Origin of the sequence: Roseibium algicola (genome assembly GCF_001999245.1) — a bacterium.
Lineage (GTDB): Bacteria > Pseudomonadota > Alphaproteobacteria > Rhizobiales > Stappiaceae > Roseibium > Roseibium algicola.
Window position 1 is genome coordinate 5,121,014 of sequence record NZ_CP019630.1, and the last position, 26,246, is coordinate 5,147,259.

26 protein-coding genes and 1 pseudogene are annotated in these 26,246 nt (G+C 58.3%); 12 read left to right on the top strand and 15 right to left on the bottom strand.

Annotated features, from left to right (window positions below; translation table 11 throughout):
- Positions 1 to 25 precede the first annotated feature (25 nt).
- Positions 26 to 442: a Ros/MucR family transcriptional regulator gene (locus B0E33_RS23725; protein ID WP_006939826.1), complete on the top strand. Its 417-nt coding sequence runs from the start codon at positions 26 to 28 to the stop codon at positions 440 to 442.
- 153 nt (positions 443 to 595) lie between these two features.
- On the opposite strand, the gene B0E33_RS23730 is transcribed toward B0E33_RS23725, so the two are convergent.
- Both B0E33_RS23730 and B0E33_RS23735 read right to left on the bottom strand, forming a co-directional pair.
- Positions 596 to 1,027 (bottom strand): SufE family protein, encoded by a 432-nt coding sequence (locus B0E33_RS23730; RefSeq protein ID WP_023001012.1) that lies wholly within the window; start codon positions 1,025 to 1,027, stop codon positions 596 to 598.
- A 258-nt stretch (positions 1,028 to 1,285) separates the two neighbouring features.
- Positions 1,286 to 1,837 (bottom strand): DUF5330 domain-containing protein, encoded by a 552-nt coding sequence (locus tag B0E33_RS23735; protein ID WP_077292617.1) that lies wholly within the window; start codon positions 1,835 to 1,837, stop codon positions 1,286 to 1,288.
- A 297-nt stretch (positions 1,838 to 2,134) separates the two neighbouring features.
- Here B0E33_RS23735 and B0E33_RS23740 point away from each other — a divergent pair, with 297 nt between their 5' ends.
- From B0E33_RS23740 to B0E33_RS23750, 3 genes are all read left to right on the top strand, one after another.
- A complete protein-coding gene (locus tag B0E33_RS23740; protein ID WP_156912474.1) occupies positions 2,135 to 3,835 on the top strand; it encodes a sensor histidine kinase in 1,701 nt (566 codons plus the stop codon).
- Between the two features lie 71 nt (positions 3,836 to 3,906).
- Positions 3,907 to 4,632: a peptidoglycan-binding domain-containing protein gene (locus B0E33_RS23745; protein WP_208997696.1), complete on the top strand. Its 726-nt coding sequence runs from the start codon at positions 3,907 to 3,909 to the stop codon at positions 4,630 to 4,632.
- 101 nt (positions 4,633 to 4,733) lie between these two features.
- Positions 4,734 to 5,105 carry a DUF1491 family protein gene (locus B0E33_RS23750; protein ID WP_031285039.1) on the top strand — a complete coding sequence of 124 codons (372 nt, stop codon included), beginning with the start codon at positions 4,734 to 4,736 and terminating at the stop codon, positions 5,103 to 5,105.
- A 58-nt stretch (positions 5,106 to 5,163) separates the two neighbouring features.
- Here the strand turns inward: B0E33_RS23750 and B0E33_RS23755 are convergent, their stop codons facing one another.
- Positions 5,164 to 6,321, bottom strand: coding sequence for a DUF2336 domain-containing protein (locus tag B0E33_RS23755; protein WP_077292620.1), 1,158 nt, complete (start codon positions 6,319 to 6,321; stop codon positions 5,164 to 5,166).
- Positions 6,322 to 6,513: 192 nt separating this feature from the next.
- On the opposite strand from B0E33_RS23755, the gene B0E33_RS23760 reads away from it, so the two are divergent.
- The 3 genes from B0E33_RS23760 to B0E33_RS23770 all read left to right on the top strand — a co-directional run bounded on the left by B0E33_RS23760 (position 6,514) and on the right by B0E33_RS23770 (position 9,881).
- Positions 6,514 to 6,723 carry a hypothetical protein gene (locus tag B0E33_RS23760; RefSeq protein ID WP_031269292.1) on the top strand — a complete coding sequence of 70 codons (210 nt, stop codon included), beginning with the start codon at positions 6,514 to 6,516 and terminating at the stop codon, positions 6,721 to 6,723.
- Positions 6,724 to 6,785: 62 nt separating this feature from the next.
- Positions 6,786 to 7,649: a hypothetical protein gene (locus B0E33_RS23765; RefSeq protein WP_077292621.1), complete on the top strand. Its 864-nt coding sequence runs from the start codon at positions 6,786 to 6,788 to the stop codon at positions 7,647 to 7,649.
- Positions 7,650 to 8,198: 549 nt separating this feature from the next.
- Complete coding sequence (locus tag B0E33_RS23770) at positions 8,199 to 9,881, top strand: tetratricopeptide repeat-containing sulfotransferase family protein (protein WP_167579592.1); 1,683 nt, start codon at positions 8,199 to 8,201, stop codon at positions 9,879 to 9,881.
- 63 nt (positions 9,882 to 9,944) lie between these two features.
- Here the strand turns inward: B0E33_RS23770 and B0E33_RS23775 are convergent, their stop codons facing one another.
- From B0E33_RS23775 to B0E33_RS23785, 3 genes are read right to left on the bottom strand one after another with little or no spacing between them, the layout of a single operon-like run.
- Complete coding sequence (locus tag B0E33_RS23775) at positions 9,945 to 10,508, bottom strand: DUF1254 domain-containing protein (RefSeq protein ID WP_077292623.1); 564 nt, start codon at positions 10,506 to 10,508, stop codon at positions 9,945 to 9,947.
- A complete protein-coding gene (locus B0E33_RS23780; protein WP_023001022.1) occupies positions 10,505 to 11,185 on the bottom strand; it encodes a DUF1214 domain-containing protein in 681 nt (226 codons plus the stop codon). The genes B0E33_RS23775 and B0E33_RS23780 overlap by 4 nt, the downstream gene beginning before the upstream one ends.
- Positions 11,182 to 13,395, bottom strand: a complete 2,214-nt coding sequence (locus B0E33_RS23785; protein WP_077292624.1) for a transglycosylase domain-containing protein — start codon at positions 13,393 to 13,395, stop codon at positions 11,182 to 11,184. Before B0E33_RS23785 ends, B0E33_RS23780 begins: the two co-directional genes overlap by 4 nt.
- Positions 13,396 to 13,615: 220 nt before the next feature.
- On the opposite strand from B0E33_RS23785, the gene B0E33_RS23790 reads away from it, so the two are divergent.
- On the top strand, positions 13,616 to 14,101 hold the full coding sequence (locus B0E33_RS23790) for a YcgN family cysteine cluster protein (protein ID WP_077292625.1): 486 nt from the start codon (positions 13,616 to 13,618) through the stop codon (positions 14,099 to 14,101).
- Positions 14,102 to 14,156: 55 nt separating this feature from the next.
- On the opposite strand, the gene B0E33_RS23795 is transcribed toward B0E33_RS23790, so the two are convergent.
- Positions 14,157 to 14,774 (bottom strand): TetR/AcrR family transcriptional regulator, encoded by a 618-nt coding sequence (locus tag B0E33_RS23795; RefSeq protein WP_023001025.1) that lies wholly within the window; start codon positions 14,772 to 14,774, stop codon positions 14,157 to 14,159.
- Between the two features lie 117 nt (positions 14,775 to 14,891).
- On the opposite strand from B0E33_RS23795, the gene B0E33_RS23800 reads away from it, so the two are divergent.
- Positions 14,892 to 15,473: an NAD(P)H-dependent oxidoreductase gene (locus B0E33_RS23800; protein WP_077293579.1), complete on the top strand. Its 582-nt coding sequence runs from the start codon at positions 14,892 to 14,894 to the stop codon at positions 15,471 to 15,473.
- A gap of 73 nt (positions 15,474 to 15,546) precedes the next feature.
- On the opposite strand, the gene B0E33_RS23805 is transcribed toward B0E33_RS23800, so the two are convergent.
- The 4 genes from B0E33_RS23805 to B0E33_RS23820 form a co-directional block, all read right to left on the bottom strand.
- Complete coding sequence (locus B0E33_RS23805; protein ID WP_077292626.1) at positions 15,547 to 17,034, bottom strand: MltF family protein; 1,488 nt, start codon at positions 17,032 to 17,034, stop codon at positions 15,547 to 15,549.
- 88 nt (positions 17,035 to 17,122) lie between these two features.
- Positions 17,123 to 17,641 (bottom strand): DUF3833 family protein, encoded by a 519-nt coding sequence (locus B0E33_RS23810; RefSeq protein WP_077292627.1) that lies wholly within the window; start codon positions 17,639 to 17,641, stop codon positions 17,123 to 17,125.
- Between the two features lie 68 nt (positions 17,642 to 17,709).
- Positions 17,710 to 18,714, bottom strand: a complete 1,005-nt coding sequence (locus B0E33_RS23815) for a P1 family peptidase (RefSeq protein ID WP_077292628.1) — start codon at positions 18,712 to 18,714, stop codon at positions 17,710 to 17,712.
- A 54-nt stretch (positions 18,715 to 18,768) separates the two neighbouring features.
- Positions 18,769 to 19,296 (bottom strand): flavin reductase, encoded by a 528-nt coding sequence (locus B0E33_RS23820; RefSeq protein WP_023001030.1) that lies wholly within the window; start codon positions 19,294 to 19,296, stop codon positions 18,769 to 18,771.
- 323 nt (positions 19,297 to 19,619) lie between these two features.
- On the opposite strand from B0E33_RS23820, the gene B0E33_RS23825 reads away from it, so the two are divergent.
- The gene (locus B0E33_RS23825; RefSeq protein ID WP_077292629.1) at positions 19,620 to 20,723 is read left to right on the top strand and encodes a branched-chain amino acid ABC transporter substrate-binding protein; all 1,104 of its coding nucleotides are present in this window, start codon (positions 19,620 to 19,622) and stop codon (positions 20,721 to 20,723) included.
- Between the two features lie 77 nt (positions 20,724 to 20,800).
- Here the strand turns inward: B0E33_RS23825 and B0E33_RS23830 are convergent, their stop codons facing one another.
- Positions 20,801 to 21,415: a YceI family protein gene (locus B0E33_RS23830; RefSeq protein WP_023001032.1), complete on the bottom strand. Its 615-nt coding sequence runs from the start codon at positions 21,413 to 21,415 to the stop codon at positions 20,801 to 20,803.
- 351 nt (positions 21,416 to 21,766) lie between these two features.
- On the opposite strand from B0E33_RS23830, the gene B0E33_RS23835 reads away from it, so the two are divergent.
- Entirely contained in the window at positions 21,767 to 22,246 is a 480-nt protein-coding gene (locus B0E33_RS23835) for a L,D-transpeptidase (RefSeq protein WP_167579676.1), read from the top strand.
- Positions 22,247 to 22,297: 51 nt separating this feature from the next.
- Here B0E33_RS23835 and B0E33_RS23840 read toward each other — a convergent pair whose 3' ends face one another.
- From B0E33_RS23840 to B0E33_RS23850, 3 genes and pseudogenes are all read right to left on the bottom strand, one after another.
- A complete protein-coding gene (locus B0E33_RS23840) occupies positions 22,298 to 23,173 on the bottom strand; it encodes a hypothetical protein (RefSeq protein WP_077292630.1) in 876 nt (291 codons plus the stop codon).
- A gap of 360 nt (positions 23,174 to 23,533) precedes the next feature.
- Positions 23,534 to 24,749: pseudogene (locus B0E33_RS23845) on the bottom strand (vWA domain-containing protein).
- A gap of 50 nt (positions 24,750 to 24,799) precedes the next feature.
- Positions 24,800 to 25,732 (bottom strand): AAA family ATPase, encoded by a 933-nt coding sequence (locus B0E33_RS23850; protein ID WP_023001036.1) that lies wholly within the window; start codon positions 25,730 to 25,732, stop codon positions 24,800 to 24,802.
- A gap of 163 nt (positions 25,733 to 25,895) precedes the next feature.
- Here B0E33_RS23850 and B0E33_RS23855 point away from each other — a divergent pair, with 163 nt between their 5' ends.
- A complete protein-coding gene (locus B0E33_RS23855) occupies positions 25,896 to 26,243 on the top strand; it encodes a c-type cytochrome (protein ID WP_075282432.1) in 348 nt (115 codons plus the stop codon).
- Positions 26,244 to 26,246 lie beyond the last annotated feature (3 nt).

Below are 26,246 nucleotides of genomic sequence, written 5' to 3' on the forward strand. Positions count from 1 at the left end.
GAAATCAGTAGAGAACGGGTGAAATATGACTGACAGTCCGGTGGATGCGAATCTGATTGATCTTACGGCAGACATCGTCTCAGCCTATGTGAGCAACAACACCGTTGCGTCAACAGATCTGCCAGGCCTGATCAACGAAGTTTACGGCGCGCTGCAGAGAACTGCCAGCACTTCCACCGAGCCGGAGCCGGAGCCGCTGAAGCCTGCCGTGCCGGTGAAGAAGTCGGTCATGCCCGACTACATCATCTGCCTGGAAGACGGCAAGAAGTTCAAGTCGCTGAAGCGCCACCTGCGCACGCACTACAACATGACCCCGGAAGAATACCGCGAGAAGTGGGACCTGGGTGCCGATTACCCGATGGTTGCACCGAACTATGCGGCTGCCCGTTCGGAACTGGCCAAGAAGATGGGCCTCGGCCAGCAGCGCAAGCGCTCCAAGTAAATCCTTCGGCCTAAGTCGAGTACAAAAGAGCTGCCCATGGGCAGCTCTTTTTTTGTTTTGTGATGGAGATCTTCAGCTGATTGCGGATGGCGCTCGGTGTGAGCGCAACTGAAGCACTTGCCGAAAGAGCAGAGTGATCAAATTGAAGGGTTCTCAGGCTGCTGCCAGAGCTCCTTGCGCGTCGCTGCGGATGCGTCCGACCATCGATTTGAGACCGTTGGAGCGCTGCGGCGTCAGGTGCTCCTGCAGACCCAGTTTGGCAAAAATACCTTCGACGTCCGTGTCAAGAATGTCCTGCGCGGTCTTGCCACTGAATAAAGAGGTGACGATGGCCACGAGCCCTTGCACGATAAGCGCATCGCTGTCGCCCCGGAAACTGAGCACAGGTGTGCCGTCGCCCGTCTTGTCGATGGAGGTGATCAGCCAGACCTGCGACACACAACCGCGCACCTTGTTGGCATCGGTCTTTTCGGCGTCGGCAAGATCAGGCATCTCCTTGCCAAGGTCGATGAGGTATTTGTAGCGATCTTCCCAGTCGTCGAGAAAATCAAACGTCTCAAGGATTTCGCTCAAGGTTGTGGTCATGGCACCGGTCTTTGAAGGTCTTGTCCGCCTTCATATAACTCGTGAGCGGCAAAGTGCAAATGCCGACAGGTGCGAGAGAGGGGGGAGAATAAAGATACGCCGCAGATGAAATGGGCAGCTTTCCATCTGCGGCGCAGCGGAACAATCCGCTGAAGTGAAGCCGTCTTTGCGTTGCTGCCGTGCAGCAGCGCTCCAGCGGGGGCGCAATCGGCCGTTTTCAGATCCAGGAGGTCGTAGGATCTTGAACGACCAGTGTGCTCAGGTCTTTTGGCCTGAGCGTGGTTTGGGCCGTGGCACCGGCCCAAGCACTGCCTCTTTGGAAGAGACGTTATCAAAGACCGGCTGCCAGGATGGTGTGCCGGCGAAAACCTGAGGTTCCTGGCCTGAAGGCTGGGCGGACGTCGTGCCAGCAGTCTGTACGGGCGTCGAGCCGGTTACCAGCTGTTCGCTTCCCGATTTCTCGGCAATCTGCGTGTCGAGAAACTCATAGACAATCCGAGCGCCGTCGCGTGCGCGGCTGCCGATTGCCGTCAGTGCGTCGCCTCCCGTTTCGCAGGCCTGCGGATTACGTCCGCAAAAGCCGCCGATGTCCGACATCGTTGCCTGTGCCGCCAGGAAGGCCGACACCGGATCGATGTTTTCCGTCGAAGTGTCTTCCTGATCTGACCCGAGGGGAATCAGGACGAGCACCAAGGTGAGCCAAAAGGCCGTCCTCAAGAGAAAGAACATATCGCTACCCATAGTCTGTTCTGTCTTGCGTGCCTTTGTGCCGTTGGCACGCTTGTTATGAGGGCACATTACCAGCGACATGAGAATCCCCGGTTGAGCGGGAAAAGTCAATTTTCATAAAATAAATCAGGTATTTAAATCGTATTTTCTGAAATATTGATTCAAATTTTAGCTAATTCCGGTCAAGATATTGAGGCCAATGGGTTTTTCGGAAAAAAACGCAATTTGGATTCATCCTTTATCGTTCCTTAAGTGCTGCAACAGACAATGGCCGTACAAAAGGTGCGAGCGGATGTTTCCGCGATTGTTGTGTGGTAGAGTAGATTGCGTAACCTTCTGAAAAACATGCAAAATATCTGGGGGCATTGGGTGGCTCGCGTGGATGGAATGATTCATCCCGAAGCTGCTTCCGATCCTTTTCTTGCACCGTTGCATCGTTCGTTTCTGCTCAGCTGTTTCGTCAGCGGCGCTGCGGCTCTGGTGGTACTGCCACTGCATCTGGCGCTGGCCGGACCGCCTCAGGCAGCCACTCTTCTCGCGCTCGCCTGGATGCTGAGCCAATGGCCTCTGGCACTTTATCTGTCCCAGTCAGGGGCGCTGTCCAAGGCTGCCGGTCTTTCTGCTTCCCTGTTCGCGGTGTTTGTTGCCGGCGTCTGCGCGGTTACCGGCGGTGCGCTGTCCTTTGCACTGGCTTGGTTGCTGGTGCCGCCGATGGAGGCTGCGCTCGCAGCAAGCCGGCGGACGGCACTCGCCGTGACGGGGCTTTGCGGTGCCCTGGTCCTTGCCCTGATGTTTGTTCCGCTGCCTGTCCTTCCGGCTTCCGGATTTCCAGGGCTGGCGACGCCGTTTGCGACGCTGGCGGCTCTGCTTTATGTCGGTTTGCTGTCGCTACGCATCGCGCTTGACCGGTCTCTTGCGCAAAAAGTTGTGAGGGCAACGGAGGAAAGACGCCTCCAGATCAGTCAGAGTGTCTCCGACATCTATTGTGAACTCGGGCCTGACGGTGGCCTCAAGGTCATTGGTGGCCCGGTGAAGGATGTGCTCGGGCACCTGCCGGTCGAAAGCGGGGAGGACTGGCTGTTTCCGCGCCTTCACGTTGCAGACCGGCCGCTTTATCTGACCTGTCTTTCCGAAGCCCGTTTGAGTGGCGCCACAAGAACCTTCGAGGCACGTTTGAGGGTTGGCGCAAATCGTCCGGGAGAAGCAGGGCAGGCCGACTACCGGCGTCTGGCAGTGCAACTGCGTGCCGGCCGGCAGAACAGCCCGTCTTCTGCAAACGGTGCGGCACTTCTGCTGACGCTTCGTCCTCTTGAACCCATCGAGCCGTCGGCAGGCAAGGCCGCGGGATCCGCCACAGACGGAAGCGCACGCGCGGACCGTATTTCGCGGGACATGCTTGAAACGGCGGGCGTTGAAGCTTCGCAGGCGCTGTCGGACATTCTGGCGCAATCCGAACGTCTCGAGCGCCTGGGGCGTGATACCTCCGATCCTGTGCTCAAGTTGGCGGTACAGTCCCTGCGGCAAACCGGCGAACGGGGTCTGGCCTCGCTCACTGCGGCTCTGGATCTGGTTCCGGCCGACAGATCTCCCGGCGAACCGGAGATTACCGGTGTTGATGTCGAAGCCTGTCTCGTTCAATGCATGGACATGGTCGCAAGGGTGGCCGTGCGTCGCGGTGTTGCTCTGGAAATGGAACCCGGCCAGGACAGTCCGCTGGTTGCTGCCGACAGAAAATTGCTGCGGCAGGCGCTGTGTTTCCTGCTGGTGGATATGGTGGAAACTTCCGAGGCTGGCGCCGTGGTGAGCGTTGGTGTCGATCTCGGTACAGGCTACACTGACTATGTGTTTTCGGTGAAGAACCGCCAGTCCAGCCTTTGCTGGAGCGCCGAGGCTGCGGCAACCGTACTGGGCGTTTCCAGGGCCCTTTTGGAGCGCATGGGCGGCAGCCTGACTGTTCAGACCATTCTGGGGCAGGGGGAAAGCGTGACTGTGACCCTGCCGCTTCGGACGCAAGCGCAGCAGAGCGCCGGCCGGACCGGCGAGGTGCTCCGTGTCGAGCAATTGGCAAGATCGGCATAGGCGCAATGGCAAGAGCAAAGAAAACGACAAAGCAGACCAAGGCGCAGCAAGCAAAGTCGTCGGAATCCCTGATGGCGAAGGCCGGTCATATGGCGCTCGACAATCCTGTCGCAGCGGGTGGTACTGTGGTGATGGGGCTGACGGCATGCCTGATCGTGGCCAATGCGGTCGGCTTGCAGCCTGGCCGGCATCCGGCGCCGCTGTTCACGACACGAGATCGACCGGATACCATGCAGCTGCCGGAACCGGATGGCAGAAGTCCCGGGCTTCAGGTGCAGGAGATCTCCACCCTTGTGCTCGACCTGCAGATCTCCCTGCGCAAGATCGGCCTGTACGAAGGGCCTCTGGACGGACTGAACGGCCCGGCGACCGAGCGTGCCATCCGTGGTTTTGAACGTCACGCCGGACAGATCGAGACCGGAGAGGCAACGGAAGCGCTGCTTGCTCTGGTGTTGATGCAGGGAGAAAGCCCCGTAACGTCCGTGAATGGTCCCGTGCCTCGTCCGAAGCCCGGGTTCTCGGGTACGACAAGACAAGACGGGGCTGAAGTCCTTGATGCAGGTGCCGACGACGGTGCCGATGCCGGTGTAGAGTCCGATCCGAAGTTGATGAAGATCCAACAGGCATTGTCCGAACTCGGCTACGGTCCGCTGAAGGCGGACGGCGTGATGGGAGCCAATACCACCGCTGCCATCCGGCGGTTCGAATTTGACAGGGGCCTGCCGTTGACGGGCGAACCCGGCACCAAGGTCATCGAGCGCCTGGAAATGGTCAGTGGCCGGTCGCTGTCCGGCTAGATTGCCGGACGGCGAGTTGCCGCGTAAGCGCAACTGTCGTAGAGCAGGGCCTTCCTTCTCCATCTTCGGGAGTGCCGGCGGGTTCGGCAGAGGCGGTCAGCATGCGGGTTACATCTGAGTTTTTCGTCAGTGCACTGGTCCGACGCGTATTCGGCGAGGGCGGCTTTGCAGCTGTTTCCAGGAAAGGGGCTCCCGAAGCCGGTGCGGTCTTTATCTGTGTGGACCGTCTTGACGGTAGCTTCGACTTCTATGGCCCGGCGCCGCAAGCCATGTTCAGCAGTCTGCCGCAGGGGCGCTTGTTCGAAAGTGTCTTCGAACGGGCGGACAGGGAAACGATAGACGCGCGGCTGGCAAGCGAAGCGCGAATGGATCCGGACTATTGGCTGGTGGACATCGAAGCACGCGACGGCAGGATTGACCTGCCATTGGTGCAGGATGAGCCGAAGCCCGACACAAACCTCTTCCGCTTTTAGTGCAGATTTAAATATGGGCGTTCAGCCCTCCCGCAACACAGTGCTTGAGCGGGTGTTCTCAGGAACGGTTCGACTTGCGAGTGGTTTCGGCTTGAACGAAACCAAACTTCTGTCCGTCCGTTGTCGCCGCATCGCGGCGCGAACCATCCTGATATTGCGAGTCAAGCTGTGCAGATACGGGCTGAGTGACCTGGTCATGCAGGATCCACTGGCCGACCAGCACCTCGGCAGCGCCCTGGCTAAGCGTGCGATGGAGGCGCAGCAGGCCGCGCAGTCTTTCCAGTGACAGGTTTTCACCCAGCATGCGGATCATCACGGTCGTGACTTCGGACGCCGACATACCAAGCGCTTTCAACGCAACGGTCAGACCTTCGGCCTGATCGTCATGCATCAGCAGATCGCAAGTGGTCTGTGGCAGTCCGAGCCCCTGGCCCAGGAGATCCGCAAAACGGGACCGCTGCTGGAAAAGGGCTTCGCTCACCAGTGCGTCCCGCAATTTGAGGCGCGCGGTGTCCGTGCGTCTGTCGGTTGCGGAACCAGGGGTTTGTGCCTGTTTGACCAGGCTGGTCATCTCCGCCGCGGCGATCGCTTTCGATTTGAGCGGAGCTGGTAAATGCAGGAATTGTCCCATAAGTCCATCCGGGTTTAATGCGTCCTGACCTGCCAATTCTAAACCAAGAGTGGCAACGATGTCACTACGACAACTGAGTTTTGCCTGATGAGCTTGTGTCAGGGTGACGTCTTCCCGGTCGAGAAGGATACGGATTACAGGGGCTCCGGCGTGTTCGCACAATGTCGTGATCACCGATTCGCGCAAGGATGGCCGGTTGGCGACCGCTTTGCGGAGGGAATCCGGACCAGCCTCCGCAACCTTCAAAAGGAGATCCACAGAAAGCCTCGGACTGTAACGAAGGGCCGGATAGGCCGTCAGTTCGTCTTCGTCGGATGCGAGCTGCGTCAGGAGGTCGTCGGGAATTTCCGGATGCGCAGCCAGCAGATTTGCGATCCGGCGCCTGTCCGGCAGTGAGGTTTTAGGCAGGAAGTTTGACGCCAATTCCAGAAAAATACGTTTTTCTTCAACATCATGCCGAGTGCGTCCGGCAAACAGCTCACTTGCGGCCAGAAGGACACCACGATCATCGCCCTTTGTGGACGCGGATTTGTCCGGAGAAGCGGAATTCGGCAACGACTGACTGAAATGTTGGGTTTGGCGCATGACACCCGTCTACAAAATACGAAAGACCGGACCACCGGAGGAACTTGCTTCGTTCAAATTGCAGGAAAAGCGTTAGCATGCTGTTAACCCTGACAGCTTCTTAATGAAGAGCAGGAAGTAATGCGTCGCCCGTTTGACCGTTCCCCGCCGGTAATACGCCGTCAGGGGAGATCGGAACCGAAGGAGGAGACGATGGGCACCTTGTTGGACTTTACATCAGCTCAACGCCCCGCAGCACGTGTGGGCTATCGTTCCAATCAGCGCCGTATGGCAAGCCGAGAGACCTTTGGAGAAGTTATCCTCTTCCCAGGTGTCCGGTACGAGCGCCATGACCTTGATCTTGCCGCACGAATCGCGACCATCGGAAAAGCGGCCGGACCTGCTGGCTCCGACAAGGACTGACGGTCCAAGCCTCTCCAGCCGCGCAGGAGAAGTTTCTTTTTAGCGGCCTGGAGAAGCGCCCGATGGGCAAAGGCAAAGCGGAACAATCCGCAACCGCATCCCTCGCGGAGAGCGGTCGCAAATCAGGGCAGGGCGCCATTGCCGTCGCTGCCGTGCTGATTGCCGTCAGCCTTGCTGCCTGTACGCGCCCGACAGGGGATTTTGATCGTGCCAGGCCATCCGTCATTCATGACAGGGTGATGCCGGCGGCGGGCGACGAAGCAGCGCGCCTGCGCGGTGATCCGGTTTCCAAGTTCAACTACACGAACGACGAAAAGCTGATGCGCAACCGCGGCTGGACGCTGATCCGTCCGCCATGGACCAAGGACTGGATCGGCGGGACCATGGTTGAGCTGTCGCGAACACGCGTTCTTCCGGAAGTTGAAGGGCGTGTACCGCCTGATCTCTATCTGATCTATCTGCGCTCAGACAAATTCCAGTCTTCCGATGCCCGCTACGACAAGATTGCCGCTGACGCATCCGGCGATGCGGAGCTGGTGATGCCTTTCTGCGAAGTGGCCTTGCGTGTGAAGGCCGCGGATGACGAGCGGCTGCGAGTTCTGCAGAACAAGCCGGTGAAGTCCGAGGAAACCTATGAAGGCGCGAAGGCGCGCGTCTGGGAAAACCGGGTGATGATCAAATGGGTCGGTCAGGCACTGCGGTATCGGATCATCGCCTACAAGAAGGCGCTCGACGGACTGGAGATCGAAACGCCGACCCGCGATCGCGTCTGGAAGGTCAATAACGCCATTCGGGAACTGGAAGGCCAGGTTCGCATTGCCGAAGCCGGTTGCGATCCGGACAAGCGTTATGGGGACGACAAGCCTGTTCGCAGGTCCCGGATCTATACCGGGTGGGGAACTGAACGCGCTCCGGTCGTGAAATAGCCCGCTTCCGAATTTCAGGCCTGAATTCTGACATCTTAATGAGTGCTATATTCTGCCCACGTCAGATCTACTGATGCGCGAAGACGTTTTCGGCTGTAGAGGCGGTACTGCTTTTCCACAGGCTGGAGGCGCGGTCGTTCAAGGTCTGAAAAAACATCTTTGAGACGACTTCTGCACGGGTTCTTTTACAAGATGCCGATGAGAATTTATTTCGTAAGCTAAGCGTATTCAAAATTTTTAAACGATACCGCTCAGCGTTATTTTTTTACGAAACCACAACAGCCAAAATCTCGTTTTACTTGATCTGCTTCACTTTTTGTCAAATTGACTTGCCTTTAGGGCATGCGCGCATAAGTTTTGTTTATTGCAATGCAAAAAAATGTGAACACTGAAAAAAGAGACGTGATCACAAGCTCTTAGCCTAATTTTGGTCGTTTTTCCGGCAAAAGGATGTCTTTGAAGGGGTTTTGTGGCTTGCCGTTCTTCAGGCGTCGAACTAAACCGTTTAGTTTACAGGGGAGTCACTCCCGGGAACCTGAAGGTGGTCGAATGAGTCCGAACATCACGCTTCTCGTCAAAGAAGCGCTCTCCCATCAACATGCCGGACGCATTGGAATCGCGCTCAGCATGTTTGAGGAGATACTGAAGCTCGACCCCAAGAACCCACAGGCAAATTTTTCGCTGGGCATTGCTGCTTACCAGAACGGTGACGTGGGGCTTGCTATCGAGATGCTGCGGAAGGCTGAGCGCAAGGCCGGCAAGCACCCGCAGGTGCATCAGTTGCTCGGTCTGGCCCTCATGAACGCTGGCGATCTGGCCGGCGCGCTGAAATCGCTGAAGAAAGCCGTGGCCCTTGCGCCTAAAGCCGCTGATTTCCACGCCCATCTTGGTGACTTGTACACGCTCAAGCGTCAGCCGGTGCTGGCACGACAGAGCTTTCAGCGTGCATTGGCGATCGATCCGGAAAATGGTTATGCTCTTGTCGGCATGGGCCAGCTCGATATCACTGTCGGCCAGATCGACGAGGCTGTCGCCTGGTTCGAAAAAGCCATCGCATTGGGCAAGGAACTGCCCTCGGCCCTTCACTGCCTGACGATGGCACGCACCTACAGGGAAGAACCGGCTGAACTTGCCAAGATCGATGACCTGTTGAAACAGGCAAGCGCATTGCCTGCGCCGGAACACGCTCACCTGCATTGGGCGGCCGGCAAGATCCACTACGACCTGGGAGACACCGCGCGTGCTGCGCAGCACTACCGCTCCGCCCGCCGGTTGCGCTACCAGTCGTTCGATCAGCAAGCCCATGAAGAGCGCATCGCCTTCATGAAGGAAGTTTTCAACGAGGCATTTTTCGCCGAACGGACGGAATTTGAGGATCCCTCGGAGCGGCCGGTTTTCATTTTCGGCATGCCGCGTTCAGGCACGACCCTGGCCGAGCAGATCGTGAGCCGGCATTCGCGCATCGCCAGCGGTGCGGAAATTCCGTATTTCCGCTTGCTGCAGCAGGACCTGGGTTTGCGGGGGGCGCCAAGTGCTGCCCTGGAAAACCGGTTGAAGAGCCTCGGGCCGCGTGAGTTCAAGCAGTTTGCACGGCAGTACCTTGCGGAACTGAGCGCAATCGATCGGCGGGCAGACCGTGTCACCGACAAGATGCCGCATAATTTCGAAGTGCTCTGGCTTATGAGCCTTCTGTTTCCGAAAGCGGCTTTCATCCATTGCGTTCGCTGTCCTGCGGACACATGCGTTTCGCTTCTGTCGCATTCGCTTTCGCCCGCGCATAACTACGCCATGACGCAGAAGTCACTGGGCAGCTATTTCGTCGCCTACGACGGTCTGATGAAACATTGGGAAAAGGTCCTGCCGGTTCGCATCCACACGCTTTCCTACGAAGACCTGGTTCATAACCAGGAAAAGGAAAGCAAGGCGCTACTGGCGTGCACAGGCATGGACTGGGAAGAGCAATGCCTGGAGTTCTATAACGGCGACAGTCCCGTGACGACGTTCTCCAATCTCCAGGTGCGGAAGCCGATGTTCAGATCATCGATCGGTCGGTGGAAGCGTCACAAGGATCTTCTGGGAGACCTGTTCGAGTCGCTCGGTCCGCTGTCACCGCTCAATGAGGCTGCACCGGTCGGCAATAGTTCCAGCTACGGTCAGCAACAGACGCTTGCAACCGGTATGCCCGACAACGATATTTCTCACCTGCGGAACGCGGTTTCTCCGATATCGTGACCAGTTGCGGCGTCGGGGCGTGACAGCGTCCCGGCCTGACCGTTTTTCATGATTGCAAGTAGCTTAGCGAATGGAGCCGCAGCTTGCGGCCCTGAGAGCGCGGTCGATGTTGTCCGCCCGGGTCGGGTGGGGCACATAGGCTCGCAACAACGCAAAACCGCTTAGCGGCTCTTCCGTTTCAATGACGATGAGGTCTTCCAGGTTTTCCGGCGGGTTCTCCCGCAGGATCGACAGCTGTTCCGTGGTCAGCACCAGCATTGACAGGCGCTCGGCACCCGCGGTGCGGTTGTTGAGACTGTAGACGGCCTCTCCAGCCGCGTTGAACAGTCCTATGGACCAGAAGGGCACCGGAATGCTGGCATCGAAGAGAACCGGCCCGTCGGCGAGCTGAAACCGGCAGGCAGCGTGTTTCATGGCTGGATCGAGATCAGGCAGGGCCTCCTCGCCGGGGTGGACATCCGGCAGCAGATTGAATTGCCGGTCCGGCCCGTGGTTGCCGATGTTGTCATAGGCACTGTGCAGAACGTTCTGGGGGATGCTCAGCACCACCAGGATGTGAATGATGGCAGCAAGACACAGCGTGGCCAGCAGGCCAACCGACAGGGAAAAACGTGAAGAAAGGGTCATGGGCAGCCCAACCTGTCGATGGTGGGCATGCTGACGCCATCTAGGGCTGCACCGGTCGTGACCGGAGCGTCATAGACCCTGAGCACGAAGCGCAGACCGTCGGCGGCCCTTGCATCGCTCGCCAGGGGCAACCAGTTGCCGGAGTGGGGGCGGGTGGCGGCGACGATCTCGAATGTGCCGTCCGCGTTTCGCAGCAAGGCGTCACTTGCAAGGTTCACCCGGCCAGACATCGTCTTGACCAGGTGGCCGTGGCCATCGACCGCGGTCATGGTCCAGAGCCGTGCAGACGGGGTCTGGCCTGCGATACGGTACTCACACGTCGGATCAAGCTGGTGGCCGTTGCTGTCTTCGCGCGCGACCAGAGCAAGCCCTTCGCCCGATGCCAGGGGAATGACGGCGCCTCTTGTGTAGATCGCCACGGAATAAGGATCGGCTTCGGAGGTGCCGGCTTTCGGATAGGCGTGCCACGGGCCGATGGTGACCGCATTTAGCGGTTGTTCCCGCTCGATGATCAGATAGGCGGAGCTGATGCCGAGCAAGGAGGCCAGAACGACGACAAGCGTCACCGTGGCGAGCGTGCGAAAAGGATTGCCCCGATGCGAGCGGATGGCACGGGGAAGCCTTTCGTCATACCAGTCTGCCTCGCCATGTGCGGGCCGGAATCCTGTATCGCTCATTGCACCGCCGCGACATCGGTGTTGGCAGGCCCTTGAGCGGGGGCGGCATCGGCGCTCTTTTGTTCAAGCAGTAGGCGCAGATCCTGACCGATCTGCAAGAGGAGATCCTGGGTGCGCCGTTTCAGGACCCGTGGCTGGGCAGTGTCGCTGGTGTCTGTAGCCAGCCTTGCCGGTGCGGTTCGGGCCAGACGGGGCAAGCTTTCCGGATCGACACCGGGCATCCGGGCAAGCTCGATGCCATTGTGGGCAAAGGCGTTGTATTTCTGCCAGGCCATGGCAGGAAGGCTGCCGCCGGTGACACGTCGCGTGGAGGTAAAATCGTCGTTGCCGAACCAGACGGCCGTGGCAAAGTTGCCGGTGTAGCCGACAAACCAGGCATCGCGGTAAGCGTTGGTGGTTCCGGTCTTTCCGGCTGCGACCACACCGTCGATCTGCGCCCGGCGGGCCGTGCCGGCCTCAACCACATTGACCAGGATCTCGTTCATTTCCTGAACTTTCTCCTCCGGTAGGACACGAACTGCAGGCGGCTCGTCGCGTTCACGCCGGTAGAGCACCTTGCCGGCGCTGTTCTTGATCTCCAGAACCGCATAGGCCGCTGCCTTGGTTCCGCCATTGGCGAAAACGGAATAGGCCGATGCCATGTCGATGACGGAGACTTCAGATGAGCCGATAGGCAGCGACACGGAGTTTTCCAGTTCGTGGGTCAGGCCCATGCGATACGCCGTATCGATGATTTTTTGCCGGCCGAAATCCAGGGAAAGGATCACCGGAATGGTGTTGATGGACTTGGTGAGCGCGGTTTTCAGCGTGACGGCGCCCCGGTAGCTTCTGGAATAGTTCTTGGGCGACCAGTTACCGATCCAGACCGGCCGGTCGGAGACCACGCTGTCCGAGGTATAGCCGTTCATGAAAGCCGTCATGTAGACGAAAGGCTTGAACGAGGATCCTGGCTGGCGCAGCGCGTTGACGGCGCGATTGAACTGGCTTTCGCCATAGGAACTGCCACCGACCATGGCAACGACGGCTCCGTCCGGGATCATCGAAACCATCGCCGCTTCGCGAGCGTCGCGCAAATTTCCGTTTTCCCGAAGCACGGTTTCCACTGCCAGATCCGCCTGGCGCTGCAGCGCCGGGTCCAGTGTGGTGCGCACGGTCACAATGCGGTCGCGGGCGAGTGCCGGATACCGGCGTGCAAGCTTCTTGACCTCTTCAAGTGCCCAGTCGAGGAAGTATTCCGGCAACTGTTCCTGAGACCTGTCGACAGCCAGGGCCGGATTACGGCGTGCGCCGATCACCTGGCCTTCGGTCAGGAAACTGGCCTGTACCATGTTGGACAGGACTTCGTTGGCACGCGCGCGGGCTGCAGGCAGGTTGATGTGTGGGGCGTATTTGGTCGGTGCCTTGTAGAGACCTGCCAGCATGGCACTTTCGGCAAGCGTCAGCTCACGCACATTCTTGTTGAAATAGAATTCGGAAGCAGCCGTTACCCCGAAGACGCCGCCGCCCATGTAGGCGCGGTCGAGATAGAGCTTCAGGATTTCCTGCTTGGAAAGGTTCGCTTCCAGCCACAGCGCCAGATAGGCTTCCTTGATCTTGCGGCTGAGACTGCGCTCGTTGGTCAGGAAGAGGTTTTTGGCCAGCTGTTGGGTGAGCGTCGAACCGCCCTGGACAACACCCCCTGCGCGTGCGTTCTCGACCATGGCCCGGAAGGTGCCGAAAAAATCAATCCCGAAGTGGCTGAAGAAACGGCGATCTTCGGTGGCGAGCGTTGCCTTTATCAGGGAGTCTGGAATTTCCTCAAGCGGTACGCTGTCGTTGAGAACGATGCCGCGCCGGCCGATTTCCTTGCCGAAGCGATCCAGGAAGGTCACCGCGAAATCGTCCGTGGTCTTCCAGTCGGCATAGCGCGTTGCCTCGAAGGCTGGCTGGGCGAAGGCTAGCACCACGATGAAACCGGCAAGACCGTAAGTCAGACCGTCAGACGAAAGCTCGGCAAGAACGCGCCAGATTCCCTTGGCCCGGAACCGCCGCAAGAAGGCGTCATAGCCTTCGAATATCCGGCGGATAGCTGTTCCGCTCTTCCACAGGGCCGTGTCGATAAGGGCATCGATCGCCAGGAAAAAGCGGCGAATACGATTGCGCTTTTTCGGCGGCTTCTGCGCCGGCGGATTGCCGGTTTCGACATCATCTGATTGCGGTTTGTCCGTCACGCGAACAAGGTCTCCGGATCAAAAAGGATCGGCCCAAGCTAGCCGTTTTTCGAGGTCGTGCAAACTGGTTGCCAACGTGCCCCTTTCATTGGAACAGTTTACCTAAAGTTCTTGCAATTTCATTGAGGAAAAACAGCCCGTTTTTTCGCCCGGGTTGCCCGACAGCCTGTAGCATGATAGGCGCCGATTGTTCTGGCCCAAGAAAGGCGCACAAGACTTCATGATTGTGGACGATACCTCACGCGAGCTTCCGTTCTGGAAAACCCGCACACTGGAAGACATGACGCAGTCCCAGTGGGAATCGCTTTGCGACGGCTGCGCACGCTGCTGTCTCAACAAGCTTGAGGACTGGGACACCGGCGAAATCGTCTGGACGGATGTTGCCTGCACGTTGCTTGATGGCACCAGCTGCCGCTGCAAGGATTACGACAACAGGGCAACCATCGTGCCGGACTGCATTCAGCTCACACCGGGTGAGGTGAGGACACTGACCTGGCTGCCGCCAACCTGTGCGTATCGGCTGGTGCGGGAAGGCAAGGATCTCTACTGGTGGCATCCTTTGGTGTCGGGAGATCCTGAAACAGTCCATCAGGCGGGCATTTCCGTTCGCGGGCGGACGATCCCCGAAGACGGCATGGCTCTGGAAGACTATGAGAACCACGTCGTGTTCTGGCCGGGGGAAAAGCCGGAAGACCGGAAGGGTTGAGCTAACCCTGCCGATCAGGATGCAGTCACACTATTCGAGCCAGCTTTGATCACTCTCATTGTCTGATCAGGAAAGCCTCGACATGGCGGCGGAGCCGGTGTTCCAGTTCCGCCCGGTCAGTCAGTTGATGGCTTTTGACCAGGATGGCTCCATGGATCATGAAGGCAATCAGGCCATCGACCATTTCCTTTGGTGACCGATCCTGCCTCAGGTCCGGCTTCAGGCTGGCCCCCTGTTGCCAGAACGTCAGGAAATGCTCCAGTTCCGCATCGAGGGCGTCCAGAGTTTCGACAAATTCAGCAGCGCAATTGGGTTTGGTCACACCGATATTGTCCAGGAACAGCCGCAGGATTGTCGGGCTGTCGGTGATGACGTCGATCAGCGCCATCATGCGCCGGGTCAGCAGTCCGACAGGGTCGGACAATTGGTCGGGTTCTGCTGCTTCGTCGGACGTCGCCGCACGCAGGGCATTCAGCCGGTCCAGCAGCACGTAGGACAAAAGGCCGTCCATATCGCCGAAATGCGAGAACACGGTCCCCTTTGCGACGCCTGCCTCCTGAGCAACCGCTTCCGCGGTAACCAGGTCCAATCCGTGTTTTTGACTGAGATCGCGTGCGGCAGCCAGGACCCGTGCCCTTGTGGCAATGCTCCGCTGTTGTGGTTTGCGTGTCATGATTTTCCGTTAAAATGACCGTGGTCAAAAAATATCTTGACGGATGTGATGCGGAATGTCAAAAAATGACCACGGTCAATTTTGGCGTTTGACGCCTGCAAGCTCACAAGGTTGGACATGACAAGAGTACTGGTATTGGAAGGACACCCGGCCAAGGACACGTTTTGCGGCGCCCTCGCGGCGGAATATGCAAATCATGCGCAAAAGGGTGGAAACGAAGTGCGGGTCAGGCATCTGGCCGACCTGGACTTCGACGCGGATTTCGGAGTGTCATCCTTCAAGGATGCGAAGCCTCTGGAGCCTGACCTCGAAGCACTGTGGCAGGATATCCTGTGGTGTGAACATTTCGTGCTCACGCACCCATTGTGGTGGGGTGGTCTGCCGGGCAGGTTGAAGGGGTTGTTCGACCGGATCCTGCTGCCGGGCATGTCCTTTCAATACGTGAAAGGCAAGCCTCTGCCTGAGAAACTGCTCAAGGGCCGCACCGCGCAGGTTCTGGTGACTTCCGACACACCGGGTTGGTACTTCACCTGGATTTACGGTGCCGGTGCCAAAAAGCAGACCGAGAAGCAGATCCTCGATTTCTGCGGTCTCAAGCCCAAAGGCTACCATATGTTCTCGCCGATCCGCGGATCGAGCGACGAGGCAAAGCGGAAGATGCTGGCGCGGGCCGCTGGCCTTGGTCGCAAGGTTGCCTGAAGCGTTTTGCATCGGTCATGGTGGACGTTCAAACGGCCTTCGTTGAACGTCCTCATGTTGCTCGCGAGAGATCCTAGTTTCCGGCTGCCGCCTTCTCGGCGGCTTCCGTTTGCCGACGCTGCTGTTCGTTGAAGAAAACGACGTAATACTGGTAGATGTTGCCGACGTAATCGACAGGTTCCCGGCCGATTTCGGAAGCCACGATCCACTCGACGTTGTCAAACCACTTGTCCGGGTCAAAACCCTGTTGCTTGGCCTTTTCGCGTAGTTTGGCAAACCGGCTGGGGCCGGCGTTGTAGGCCGCAAGCGCAAAGAATGTCTGGTTGGCATCCCGTGTCTGAAGACCGGCAAAATACTGGTTGGCAAGGTACCGAAGATATTTGACGCCTGCCTGAACGTTCTTGTCCGGATCTGCATCAATTCCGCTGATGTTGATCGGGTCGCCTTTGGCCGTAGCCGGCTTGATCTGCATCAGTCCAACGGCGCCAGCGCGGCTGTGGGCTTTCTGGTCGAAACGCGATTCCTGAAAGCTTTGCGCGGCGATCAACAGCCAGTCGATTTCATACTCGTCGCCGTATTTCTGAAAAATGGTTTGGAGACTGGCGAGGTCGTTCTTGTAGTCCGCGCTGCGCATGTCCCGGAGGTAGTCGGCCTCTTTCAGATATCGCTTGAGGATGATGTTGCCGAGCAGGGTGCCTTTTGTCACGGTGGCGGCGAAGGCATCGACTTCCTTCAGAAGGTCCGGCGCATTGTTGCGAACGGCTATGGCAATCTCTCCGTCCGTGCGCACGGCTGCCGAGGGATGCATCTTCAGGCCGTCCAGAACTTCCAGCCAGAGTTCGGCCTTGTGCTGGTCCACGATCACCATGGAAATGGCGCCGGCTGCTACCATTTCCAGAAGATCCTCGTCTTCCATGTGCTCGTCAGCGGTCACAATGTCGACCGGCTTGGCGCCCTTTTGGCCGAGCCTGTCGTTAAGTGCCTTGAGGCTCTGATAATAGGAAGACGAAGCACGGACGTGAACGGTCTGACCTGACAGGGCTTCAGGTGAGGGAAGGTCGGCGACCCCTGCGGTGGTGACCGGTACTTCGTGCACATCCTTCAGCAAAGGGGACGAAAAGGCGACCAGATCTTCCCGTTCGCGGGTAATGGTCAGATTGCCGATCGCGATGTCGCCTTTGCCCGCGGCAAGATCTGAAAACAAGTGATCTCTTGGGGTCGGAACAAGTACGAGCTTTGCATCCTTCGCCTTCTTCTCGTGGATCTTGTCCAGGTATTTGTCGAGCTCGGTCATGAGATCAACCGAGCTGCCGCGCTGAACGCCCTTGTCGATGAAGTAGCCGGTCTTTGAAAACGGGATCAGGACCCGAATGTAGCCACGCTTGAGCAAGGCGTCGAAGTCGCCGTCGAACGGTTCAAGCAGTTTGTTCTCAAGCGTTTCGGCAAGGCCCGTGCCCATCGCGCTTGCCAAGGTTGACTGGCTTGCAAGGCCCGCTACCACAAGAGCCATTGAAAACATCAGGTTCAGGAGATGTGGCAGGAAGTGCCGGATCGGTATCATGAAGCCCCCACGGACAATTTCATCCGCAGAGTAAAAGCTTGAAATCACTCCCGATCAAGCGCCAAGTCGTACCTGAGCCCTGGAAGCTTTACCTTTTAAATGTCAGCGAAACCGTACCGACCGTAATCCCGGCTTTCATGACCTTGGCGGTGTTCCTGACCGTGTTTCTGTCGACCTGTGTCAGCGTGTCGTCAAAACGAAGCAGCAATGGCCCGTTCTCAGTCTCCAGGCTCGCGACGTAGGAGAAACGAAGGTCTCCATTTTCATCTGTGCGAACGTTTGCCGGACCCAGCACGTCGGCTCTCTGGCCGATGTATCGGTCTTCGGCAACCTTCTGGAAGAACCAGGTCTTGGTATCACGTTCACCGTCTTCGTAGACGAAGTCCTCGCGAAGCCGGAGCGTAAAGGTCTTGCTGTTCCAGGTTCCTGTCAGCGTGACGGTGAATGGTCGGTAGACACCGGCGATCTTGCTTTCAAAAACGCCCTTGCCCACCGTTTTCCCGCGGAAGAATTCTTCCAGCACCAGGGATTTGGCGTCGGCCGGAACAGAAGCAGCGACACCTATGGCGAACATGGCGAGAAGCAGAAAACGGTGAACGCGGGTCATGATGGGTAGAACCTCCTTCAGGAAAATCTGCCCAGTTTACGCAGGTCGGCGCGCGTCGGATCTGGTGACTAGCTTCCGAACCGCTCTCGCCACGTTGGGACCGGATCGTCGGCTGCCGGGGCTGCATTATAGACGCCGCGGGCGATGGCACGTGCCAGGCAAGAAGCGGCTGCCGCACCGAGCTGAACCATGTCTTCCAGTCCGTTTTCCATTCGGCGTTGGCCCGTGGAGAGGGCGAAGACGAGATCGCCATCAAGCGGTGTGTGGGCGGGCCAGAGAGCCCGCGCGAGCCCGTCATGCGCCATGACCGCGAGGCGTTTCGCTTCGCCCTTGGTCAGGATGGCATCGGTCGCAACAGCTGCGATCGTGGTGTTGGCACCGGCCTTGAGGCCGTCAAGTTTCGTGCGGACCGTGATGCTGTCCGGCGGCAGCGGATGCGCCATTCCCAGGCCACCGAACTCATCGCCGATTTCAAACGGCGCCGCCCAGAAGTGCGCGCTGTCCCCCACGGTTGCTCGCCCAAGCGCGTTCACCGCGACAATGGCGCCGACCGTGATGCCGTTTTCCAGTACATGGGAGGCAGACCCGAGGCCGCCTTTCAGATTTGCGGTGGTGGCTCCGGTGCCGGCACCGATGGAACCAAGGGAAAAATCATGGCCGATTGCATCAAGTGCAGACCGGCCGAGATCCCGGTAAGGCGCTGCCTGTCCCCAGCTCTTGTCGCCGCCGTTCAGGAGGTCGAACAGGATGGCGGTGGGTACGATCGGAACGCGGACCGGGCCGACCTGGAACCCGTAACCCAGTTCGGCAAGGCGTCCCTGGACACCTGCACCGGCATCCAGACCGAAGGCGGATCCACCGGCCAGCGCGATGGCGTCGATCTTCTCGACGGTCTGCTCCGGCTCCAAGAGCGCGATTTCACGGGTGCCAGGTGCACCGCCGTGAATGGCCACCGAGGTGACCGCGGGTTCGTCCGGTACGAGCACGGTCGCCCCGGATTTCAGTTCAAGATCGGAAGCATTGCCGACCTTGAGGCCCGGGACATCGGTGATCAGGTTGCGTAAACCGGCCATGGGCAGACGGTCCTCGATTGAAGGTGGACGATAAGGAGTGTGATCGGCTGCGTGTCAGGTGTCGAGGCTTTTGTAGCCGCGGCGGACATAGAGAAGGGATTTGCCGGGATCGGTCATCCGAAGGTCGGTCACGGTGCCGACGATGATCGAATGCGTCCCCATTTCGGTGACTGAATAGACTTCGCAATCGACGCTGAGACGCGCGCTGTCGAGGGCGGGGCAGCCAGTGGCCAGACTTGTCCAGTCGCCTTTCTCGAACCGTTGCGGCATGTCCAGCTTGTCTCGCCCGGCAAAGGTGTCGGAAATTTCCTCGTGATCGTCGCTGAGCGTGTTGAGACAGAAGCAGCGGTTTTCGAGAACTGCGCCATGGATGCGTGTTTTCCTGTTCAGGCAGATCAGAATGCTGGCGGGCTCGTCGCTGACCGAACAGGCAGCCGAAACGGTTGCACCCATGCGGCCGCCGGGGCCGTCAGTTGTCACCACGTGGACGGCTGCAGCAATCCGGCTCATGGCTTCCCGGAAAATGGCGGTCTCCAGAGGAAGCCTGTCCTGGTCTTCGGATTCTGAAGAGGTTGGGGACATCAAGTCGGCTCCTGGGCGGCTCAGCGGGAATCAATCGTCTGTCGGACGCGGACGGGAGTTTAGGCGGCCACGGAAAGGATGCCTAGACCATGCTGTGCTCGACACGAGGCAGACGGGTTTTTCTGATATTTCAAGGTCAACACCTTATGAACGCGCGTCGGAAGGTCTCGTAAACCCATCCAACCGAAGTCTTGGGCCGAAAAGCTCATGAATTCATATGGGGCAGGTGTTCCGCATTTGCCACTTAAGCCACAAGTGCGGATTGAGCTGCGGACAGGGCCGCGCTAGGGGTAGGGGGCGATCACCGGATCTTGGGGAGACGAATGACCTTTCAGCAGTTTCTGGCCAGTGCTGGCCTCCTGGCTTACAGCGCCGTTGCGACACCTGCTGTCGCCGACATCCGGATCGCTGTTGCCGGGCCGATGAAAGGGCAGTTTGCTGCTTTCGGTGAAGAAATGCGTATTGGCGCGGAAAAGGCGGTTGCCGATCTCAATGCGGCCGGCGGGGTCAACGGCGAGACACTGGTGCTGGAAACCGTCGACGATGGCTGTGATGCGGACCAGGCTGTGGCCGTGGCCAACCAGTTGATCGGCAGAGACGTTGTCTTTGTTGCTGGCCATCTTTGTTTCAGCAGCTCTATTGCCGCCGCTGAAGTCTATGCCGGAGCGAGGATCGTTCAAATGTCACCGGCAACAACCTTGCCGAAATTCACCGATGAGCGGCAAGGCGAAGGCATCTTTCGTCTCGCCCCGAGGGATGACCGGCAGGCGGACGTGGCCGGCAGGTTGCTGGTGAATGAATTCGGTGACAAACGAATTGCAATTCTGCATGACAAGACAGCCTACGGCAAAGGTCTTGCCGACGCGGTCAAGGCGGTCGTGAACGAGCTGGGAACCAGCGAGAGCATGGCGCTGGGGTTTGACGCAGGCGGTGACGATTTCCGCAGCCTCGTGTCACAACTGAAGCTTCAGGCTGTCGATGTTGTTTATCTGGGCGGTTATCACCCGGAAGCGGGGCTGATAAAGCTGGAGATGGACCGTCAGCGGTTGAGCGCGGTGCTGGTGGCCGGTGATGCACTGATGACGGAAGATTTTTGGTCCGTAACAGGTGAGGCGGGGAATGGAACCTTGCTGACCTATCCGGAGATCCCTCGGGATCGCCCCGAAGCGCAGGAACTGGTTGCTGATCTGGAAGAGGCGGGAGGTTCCGCGGATCGCTTCACATTGACGACCTATGCCGCAATTCAGGCCTGGGCACAGGCTGTCGAGGTCGCTGGTGGTACGGCGTTGCAAGGCGTGGCGACTGCTCTTCAGGACGGAACCTTCGACACGGTGCTCGGAGATGTAACCTTCGACGGCAACGGTGACAGCAATCTGCCGGACTACATTGTCTATGAGTGGCGCAATGGTGTGCCAGAAGCCCGCTAGATCTGCCCCATAATACAAGAGCACGCGGCCTTTGCAGGCACGCGTGCTTCTCAGGAATACAAGGCAAATGGTGTAAGTCAGCTTCGTTTTCCGGTGCCTCTGATCTCGAGATTGACCTTGTCGGCGTAGATCGGCAAACCGGCATCCATGCCGTAGAGGCTGCGGAAAAACCCGCCTGACACTTCGAACCCGACCTGACCGTTGGCCTTGCTGTCGGTAATCTTCACCGAAAGCTTGGTGCGTTTCTGTTTTCCGCGAAGGTTCAAGACACCCTCGACTTCCGCCGTGTTCTGGCCGGTAATATGAACCCGGGTGCTCTGGAATGTGGCCACCGGGTGGTTGGCGACATCAAACATGGCCGAACTCTTCAGAAAACCTGTAACCTTGTCGTTGTTCGTGTGAACACTTCTCAGGTCGACCTTCACGACCACCTGGCTCTTCTCCGGGCGGTTTTGGTCCAGTGTCATCTTGCCGGATACGGTCTTGAATTCACCCGTGACAGGGCCGCGTCCGAGGACCCGGACAGAAAAGCCGGTCGCCAGTTGAGCCGGTGACAGCAGGTAGGTGCCAGTCAGGGATCCGGCGAATGAAGGCAAAGGTGCCGCGGCGAGTGCGACAAGACAGGCGAAGGTTGCGACGGTTTTTCGAAAGGGGCGTTTGAAGCCGCGTGTCGTGGCAGATGTTTGGGTCATTCGACAGGTCCTTGAACAAGATCAACGATGCAACTGGTGCGGCCATGTTCCGCAAGTTTTAAACTCAGGCTCTCTCTTCGAGCCATGGACGCACTATCTCATGAGGCTCCGTCAGACGCGGTGACGCCCGTCACAGGCAAAGATGCGATTGTTCGACCGGTATTCGCTCACCCTCAGATACCAGTTGGCTGGCCGTATTGTCTCTTCACGTTGGAGTGCTGATTAACCTTTTGGTAAGAAAATAGGCCTGTCCCGGTTCTTTCAAGGGAAGGGGCAAGGTAATCTCGGCGCAACTGCATGGAGTTTGTAATGCGTCTGGTCTCCTTGTTCCGCGTTTTCATTCCTTTGATGATGCTTGTTGCAATCAGTGTTCCGCCAAAGTCTGCCAATGCCGCCGAAGTGGTGGGCTTTTCCGATGCCCGCTTTCGCGCCGGAACTATCGTGATAAAGAATTCCGAAAAACGGCTTTATCTGGTGCTCGGCGCCAACAGGGCGATCCGCTACAGGGTTGCAGTCGGCAAACGGCAAAAATCCTGGACCGGACAGGCATTCATAACGGCTAAATACGTGAAGCCCGACTGGGCTCCGTCGGACGAAGTCCGTCGAGACTTTCCGCATTTGCCGACGGTCATTCGCGGTGGCGCGCCCAACAACCCGATGGGCGTTGCCGCCATGACGCTGTCCAACGGAAACTACGCCATTCACGGCACCAACCGGCCGGGCTCCATCGGGCGCGCGGTTTCGTATGGCTGCATCCGGATGGCCAACCACGACATCGAGGACCTGTTTCAAAGGGTAACGGTTCGCACGCTTGTGGTGGCATTGCCGTGAGCGAGCCAGGTGCATTCACTGGCTAGCCGGTAACTGGCGAGGAGATCAGTCTTACCTGTCTCGCTTGCCATTGCGTCCGGATGACGGTGCCGACCAGGCATTTTCCGGGGGTTTCTTTCGGTCCAGATAGGTTCCCAGCATCAGGACGACACCCAGCAGCAGGCAGCTTGTTCCCGCGAAGAACAGTTCGAACGGCGCCTGCTCGGAGGGGGAAATCTGCATTTTATGAAGCACGACCGTGCCGATGATCATGGGCAGCAGGTAAAGAGCAAGCGCGGTGAACTGGCGGTAGAAATTTGACCTGCCTGGTTGCATCACGCTCTGGAAAGGAGCCTGATTGCGCATCTGGACCAGGAGGTCTACCGACACCAGCCACATGCCGAATTGCGTGATCATCGACAGTTCGTTCCCCCACAGAAAGAACGCATAGACTGTTTCCGCAAAGCCGAAGGACAATACGGCCAGGCAGACAGATACCAGGAGCAGCCTGACGACAGTATGCCGTTCCTGGGACAGCTCGAAACTGAAGCAGCAAAACAGGAAGAGAGCCGTTTCAATCGAGAACCGGCCGTACATATTGATCGATTCCAGGGAATGGGACAGCCAGCTGTCGGCAAATAGCGTGATCTGATCCGGAAACAGAGCCTCGGCAATACGAAGGCCCGAGAACAGGATCATCAGGCAGCACAGGGTACCCCTGAGCCAGACCGAGCGCGCCCATTGCAGGCGAAAGAAGATAGCTCCGGCCAGAATGAGAAAACCAAGTGCCGTGATTGGATGAGTAGACGGCTTTGGGCCGGAAAAGGGATCGCCGGAAGAAAGATAGACGTTGTGTCCCAGACCAAACAGGATGACGAGCAGAAGCGAACAGCCAATCACTTGATGGTAGACTGTTTTGTCGAGATCCTGATTGTTGTTCCTGGTCATAACGCGGCAGCAAATTCAAGAGGTAACGTCTGTTTCACACCACAAAAGTGTAGCGCAGTTTAATCGCGTTTTCGAGGTCAAGTTCATGCGGCAGCGCACACCCTGCCGCAGAGGCAGCATGTCGCATTTAGTTTCATGAAATTGAATATACGGTGGGTCCGAGGCCTGCAAACGACCTCTCAAATGACCCTGTCAACTTCTAGTGCCCCAACACGAAGCTGGCAGGGTCTCTTTGTTCATGCCGTCATTTTGAAGCAGAAAATCACCTGCTTCCAGCCTGCATGAAACCAGGCCAGTCAGGCGCCGTCTTCCAGACTTTTGAGTGTCAATTGGACACGTCTGCGCAATAGGCTACCAACGTTACGGTTTCAACCAACGCTTCGGATTGGCACTGCTGTCGCGACCGCCTGAACCCGACAACGCAGAGACAAGATCGGCAACCGCGTCGAGTGAATGAACCGCTCTGAATTCGTCCACATTCGGCAGCATGGCGCGGATACCCTTTGCCTTTGCTTCGAAGCCTTCGAAGCGCAGCAGCGGATTAAGCCAGATTAGTCGACGGCAAGAGCGGTGCAGCCGGTCTATTTCCCGCTCAAGATCCTCGTCCGTATCGCGCTCCAAGCCGTCGGTGATCAGCAGTACGGTCGGCTGTCCCGACAGCACACGGCGAGACCAATGCCGGTTGAAATCATGCAGTGCAGAGGCGATGCGGGTGCCTCCCGACCAGTCCTCGACACCTGACGAGCAAGCTTCCAGGGCCTCGTCCGGATCCTTCATGCGCAATTGTCTCGTGACGTTCGTCAAACGCGTGCCAAACAGGAATGTGTGTACATCCCGCCGTTCCACGGTCAGACCATGCAAGAAATGCAGCAGAAGCCTGGAGTACTGGCTCATGCTTCCTGAGATATCGCAAAGGGCGACGAGCGGTGGCCGTTTTTTCCGCCGGTTTGCGGAACTTCAGGTCAATTATGTCACCACCGGCCCGCATGGAGGCGCGCAAGGTTCGGCGTGGATCGACTTTTCCTCTGGACGCCGGCTTGAGGCGACGAAGCCTGATCTTGTCCAAAGGCATTGTCATGGCCCTGAGCGCCAGCTTGGCTTCGGTAATTTCATCCGACGTCATCTGCGCGAAGTCCTTGGTCTGCAGCAATTCCTTGCCGGAGACGGTGAACTTTGCATCGATTTCGATCTGGGGAACGGTTTCCTCTGCGACCCGCTCTTGCGCTGCCTGAAACGCCTGCGAGACCCGTGTCTGGCCGGCCTTCGGTTTTTCAGGCTCACCTCTGGGCGGGGCGACCGGCGACAGAATCGCCAGCATCTTCTCGATCAATCCACGGCTTTGCCAGTAGATCCGGAAGGCCTCGTCGAACAGCACCTTCTGTTCACGTTTTCGCACGAAGACCGCATGCAGTGTCCAGTAGAGGTCCTCACGGCTTTCGATGCCGGAGACTTCCACGGCCGCAACCGCATCCACCACGGAGGCGGGGCCGACGGGAACGCCCGCCTTGCGCAGCGTTCGCGCGAAATAGACGATGTTGTCCGTGATCCGCGATCGCAACTCAGGAGAGGGTGTCATTGCAGCCTCCCGGATGAGTGCGATGGGCCCCTTGTGGTCTTGTCACCTGTTCAAACCGCCGGCATGGATTGCTGGTGCGGAGCGTCCTTGCGGATGTCGTCGATCATCTGGCGCACTTTGGAGCCGCGGACGCGTTCGATGTCGTCCTGGTATTTCAACAGAACGCCTAGCGTGTCGGATGCCATGTCCGGATCGAGCGCCATTTCGTTGAGTTCGGAAAGAGCTGTCGCCCAGTCCAGGGTTTCGGCGACACCGGGTTGCTTGAAAAGATCCTCGTCGGCACGCAGCTTCTGCACGAAGGCAACCACTTCGCTTGCAAGGCGCTGGGCGGCACCGGGAACCTTGCGGCGGACAATCTCCAGCTCGCGCTCGGCATCGGGATAGTCGACCCAGTGGTAGAGACAGCGGCGCTTCAGGGCATCGTGAATTTCACGCGTGCGGTTGGTCGTGATGATGACGATGGGCGGCTCTGCTGCCTTCACGGTGCCGAGCTCGGGAATCGTCACCTGGTTATCGGCCAGAACTTCCAGAAGAAAGGCTTCGAACGCTTCATCCGCCCGGTCGAGTTCATCGATCAAAAACACCGGCGCGCCTGCCAGCGAAGGTTCGAGCGCCTGCAGCACAGGGCGCTTGATCAGGAAGCGTTCGTCGAAAATCGATTTGGAAAGCTCGGAGTGGTCAGTGTCGCCGGCTGCTTCCGCGACACGGATTTCGACCATCTGAGCGGGGTAGTTCCACTCATAGACAGCGGAGGCGACGTCGAGGCCTTCATAGCATTGCAGGCGGATCAGGTCTCTTCCGAGGGTCGACGACAGGACCTTGGCAATTTCCGTCTTGCCGACACCGGCTTCGCCTTCCAGAAACAGGGGGCGTTTCATCTTCAGGGCCAGATGCAGAACGGTGGCAAGCGACCGGTCGGCCACGTAGCCCGCCTGATCCATCAGGGCGAGAGTGTCGTCAATGGAAGCCGGCAGCTGGTTCATGTTTCCTCCGGTGAACGGGTGGTGATCCCGGTTATATAGAGATACTGGCGTCGAGAACATTGGTGTTGAAGGCACATTTTTCGTGGCCACCGTGTTCCCCCTAATGGGTTTCTGTTTTCGAACCTTCTATAAAAGCGAAACTGATTCAAGGGAGGGAAGTAGAGTGTCGCGCAGCAAACCGTTTTTTGGTGTCGCCGTCATCCTGTTTGCAGCATCGCCTGCTCTGGCTTCTGACGGAGCTTATCCGACGGATCCGGTGAGCGTTGCGACCGGCCGGGAGCTGGCGGAAATCCATTGTGCTACCTGCCATGCAGTCGGCAGGGACGACCAGAGTGCACAGGCCGGTGCGCCCGCCTTTCGTGATCTTTCCAGCCGGTATCCGCTGGAAAGCCTGGAAGAACCATTGGCGGAAGGCATCGTGACGGCACATGACAACATGCCGGAATTTGCGCTGGAGCCGGATGACATCGACGCCTTTCTGGGGTATCTGACCACCATCCAAGTGAAATGATGC

What these genes read in the sequence shown, in the direction of transcription:
- B0E33_RS23840 (WP_077292630.1), bottom strand. Translation starts at nt 23,173, where the DNA reads ATGACCAGGAACAACAATCAGGATCTCGACAAAACAGTCTACCATCAA.
- B0E33_RS23735 (WP_077292617.1), bottom strand. Translation starts at nt 1,837, where the DNA reads ATGTCGCTGGTAATGTGCCCTCATAACAAGCGTGCCAACGGCACAAAG.
- B0E33_RS23850 (WP_023001036.1), bottom strand. Translation starts at nt 25,732, where the DNA reads ATGAACCAGCTGCCGGCTTCCATTGACGACACTCTCGCCCTGATGGAT.
- B0E33_RS23830 (WP_023001032.1), bottom strand. Translation starts at nt 21,415, where the DNA reads ATGACCCAAACATCTGCCACGACACGCGGCTTCAAACGCCCCTTTCGA.
- B0E33_RS23765 (WP_077292621.1), top strand. Translation starts at nt 6,786, where the DNA reads ATGGGCAAAGGCAAAGCGGAACAATCCGCAACCGCATCCCTCGCGGAG.
- B0E33_RS23790 (WP_077292625.1), top strand. Translation starts at nt 13,616, where the DNA reads ATGATTGTGGACGATACCTCACGCGAGCTTCCGTTCTGGAAAACCCGC.
- B0E33_RS23815 (WP_077292628.1), bottom strand. Translation starts at nt 18,714, where the DNA reads ATGGCCGGTTTACGCAACCTGATCACCGATGTCCCGGGCCTCAAGGTC.
- B0E33_RS23770 (WP_167579592.1), top strand. Translation starts at nt 8,199, where the DNA reads ATGAGTCCGAACATCACGCTTCTCGTCAAAGAAGCGCTCTCCCATCAA.
- B0E33_RS23730 (WP_023001012.1), bottom strand. Translation starts at nt 1,027, where the DNA reads ATGACCACAACCTTGAGCGAAATCCTTGAGACGTTTGATTTTCTCGAC.
- B0E33_RS23805 (WP_077292626.1), bottom strand. Translation starts at nt 17,034, where the DNA reads ATGATACCGATCCGGCACTTCCTGCCACATCTCCTGAACCTGATGTTT.
- B0E33_RS23745 (WP_208997696.1), top strand. Translation starts at nt 3,907, where the DNA reads ATGGCGAAGGCCGGTCATATGGCGCTCGACAATCCTGTCGCAGCGGGT.
- B0E33_RS23750 (WP_031285039.1), top strand. Translation starts at nt 4,734, where the DNA reads ATGCGGGTTACATCTGAGTTTTTCGTCAGTGCACTGGTCCGACGCGTA.
- B0E33_RS23800 (WP_077293579.1), top strand. Translation starts at nt 14,892, where the DNA reads ATGACAAGAGTACTGGTATTGGAAGGACACCCGGCCAAGGACACGTTT.
- B0E33_RS23780 (WP_023001022.1), bottom strand. Translation starts at nt 11,185, where the DNA reads ATGAGCGATACAGGATTCCGGCCCGCACATGGCGAGGCAGACTGGTAT.
- B0E33_RS23795 (WP_023001025.1), bottom strand. Translation starts at nt 14,774, where the DNA reads ATGACACGCAAACCACAACAGCGGAGCATTGCCACAAGGGCACGGGTC.
- B0E33_RS23775 (WP_077292623.1), bottom strand. Translation starts at nt 10,508, where the DNA reads ATGACCCTTTCTTCACGTTTTTCCCTGTCGGTTGGCCTGCTGGCCACG.
- B0E33_RS23755 (WP_077292620.1), bottom strand. Translation starts at nt 6,321, where the DNA reads ATGCGCCAAACCCAACATTTCAGTCAGTCGTTGCCGAATTCCGCTTCT.
- B0E33_RS23825 (WP_077292629.1), top strand. Translation starts at nt 19,620, where the DNA reads ATGACCTTTCAGCAGTTTCTGGCCAGTGCTGGCCTCCTGGCTTACAGC.
- B0E33_RS23760 (WP_031269292.1), top strand. Translation starts at nt 6,514, where the DNA reads ATGGGCACCTTGTTGGACTTTACATCAGCTCAACGCCCCGCAGCACGT.
- B0E33_RS23820 (WP_023001030.1), bottom strand. Translation starts at nt 19,296, where the DNA reads ATGTCCCCAACCTCTTCAGAATCCGAAGACCAGGACAGGCTTCCTCTG.
- B0E33_RS23835 (WP_167579676.1), top strand. Translation starts at nt 21,767, where the DNA reads ATGCTTGTTGCAATCAGTGTTCCGCCAAAGTCTGCCAATGCCGCCGAA.
- B0E33_RS23810 (WP_077292627.1), bottom strand. Translation starts at nt 17,641, where the DNA reads ATGACCCGCGTTCACCGTTTTCTGCTTCTCGCCATGTTCGCCATAGGT.
- B0E33_RS23725 (WP_006939826.1), top strand. Translation starts at nt 26, where the DNA reads ATGACTGACAGTCCGGTGGATGCGAATCTGATTGATCTTACGGCAGAC.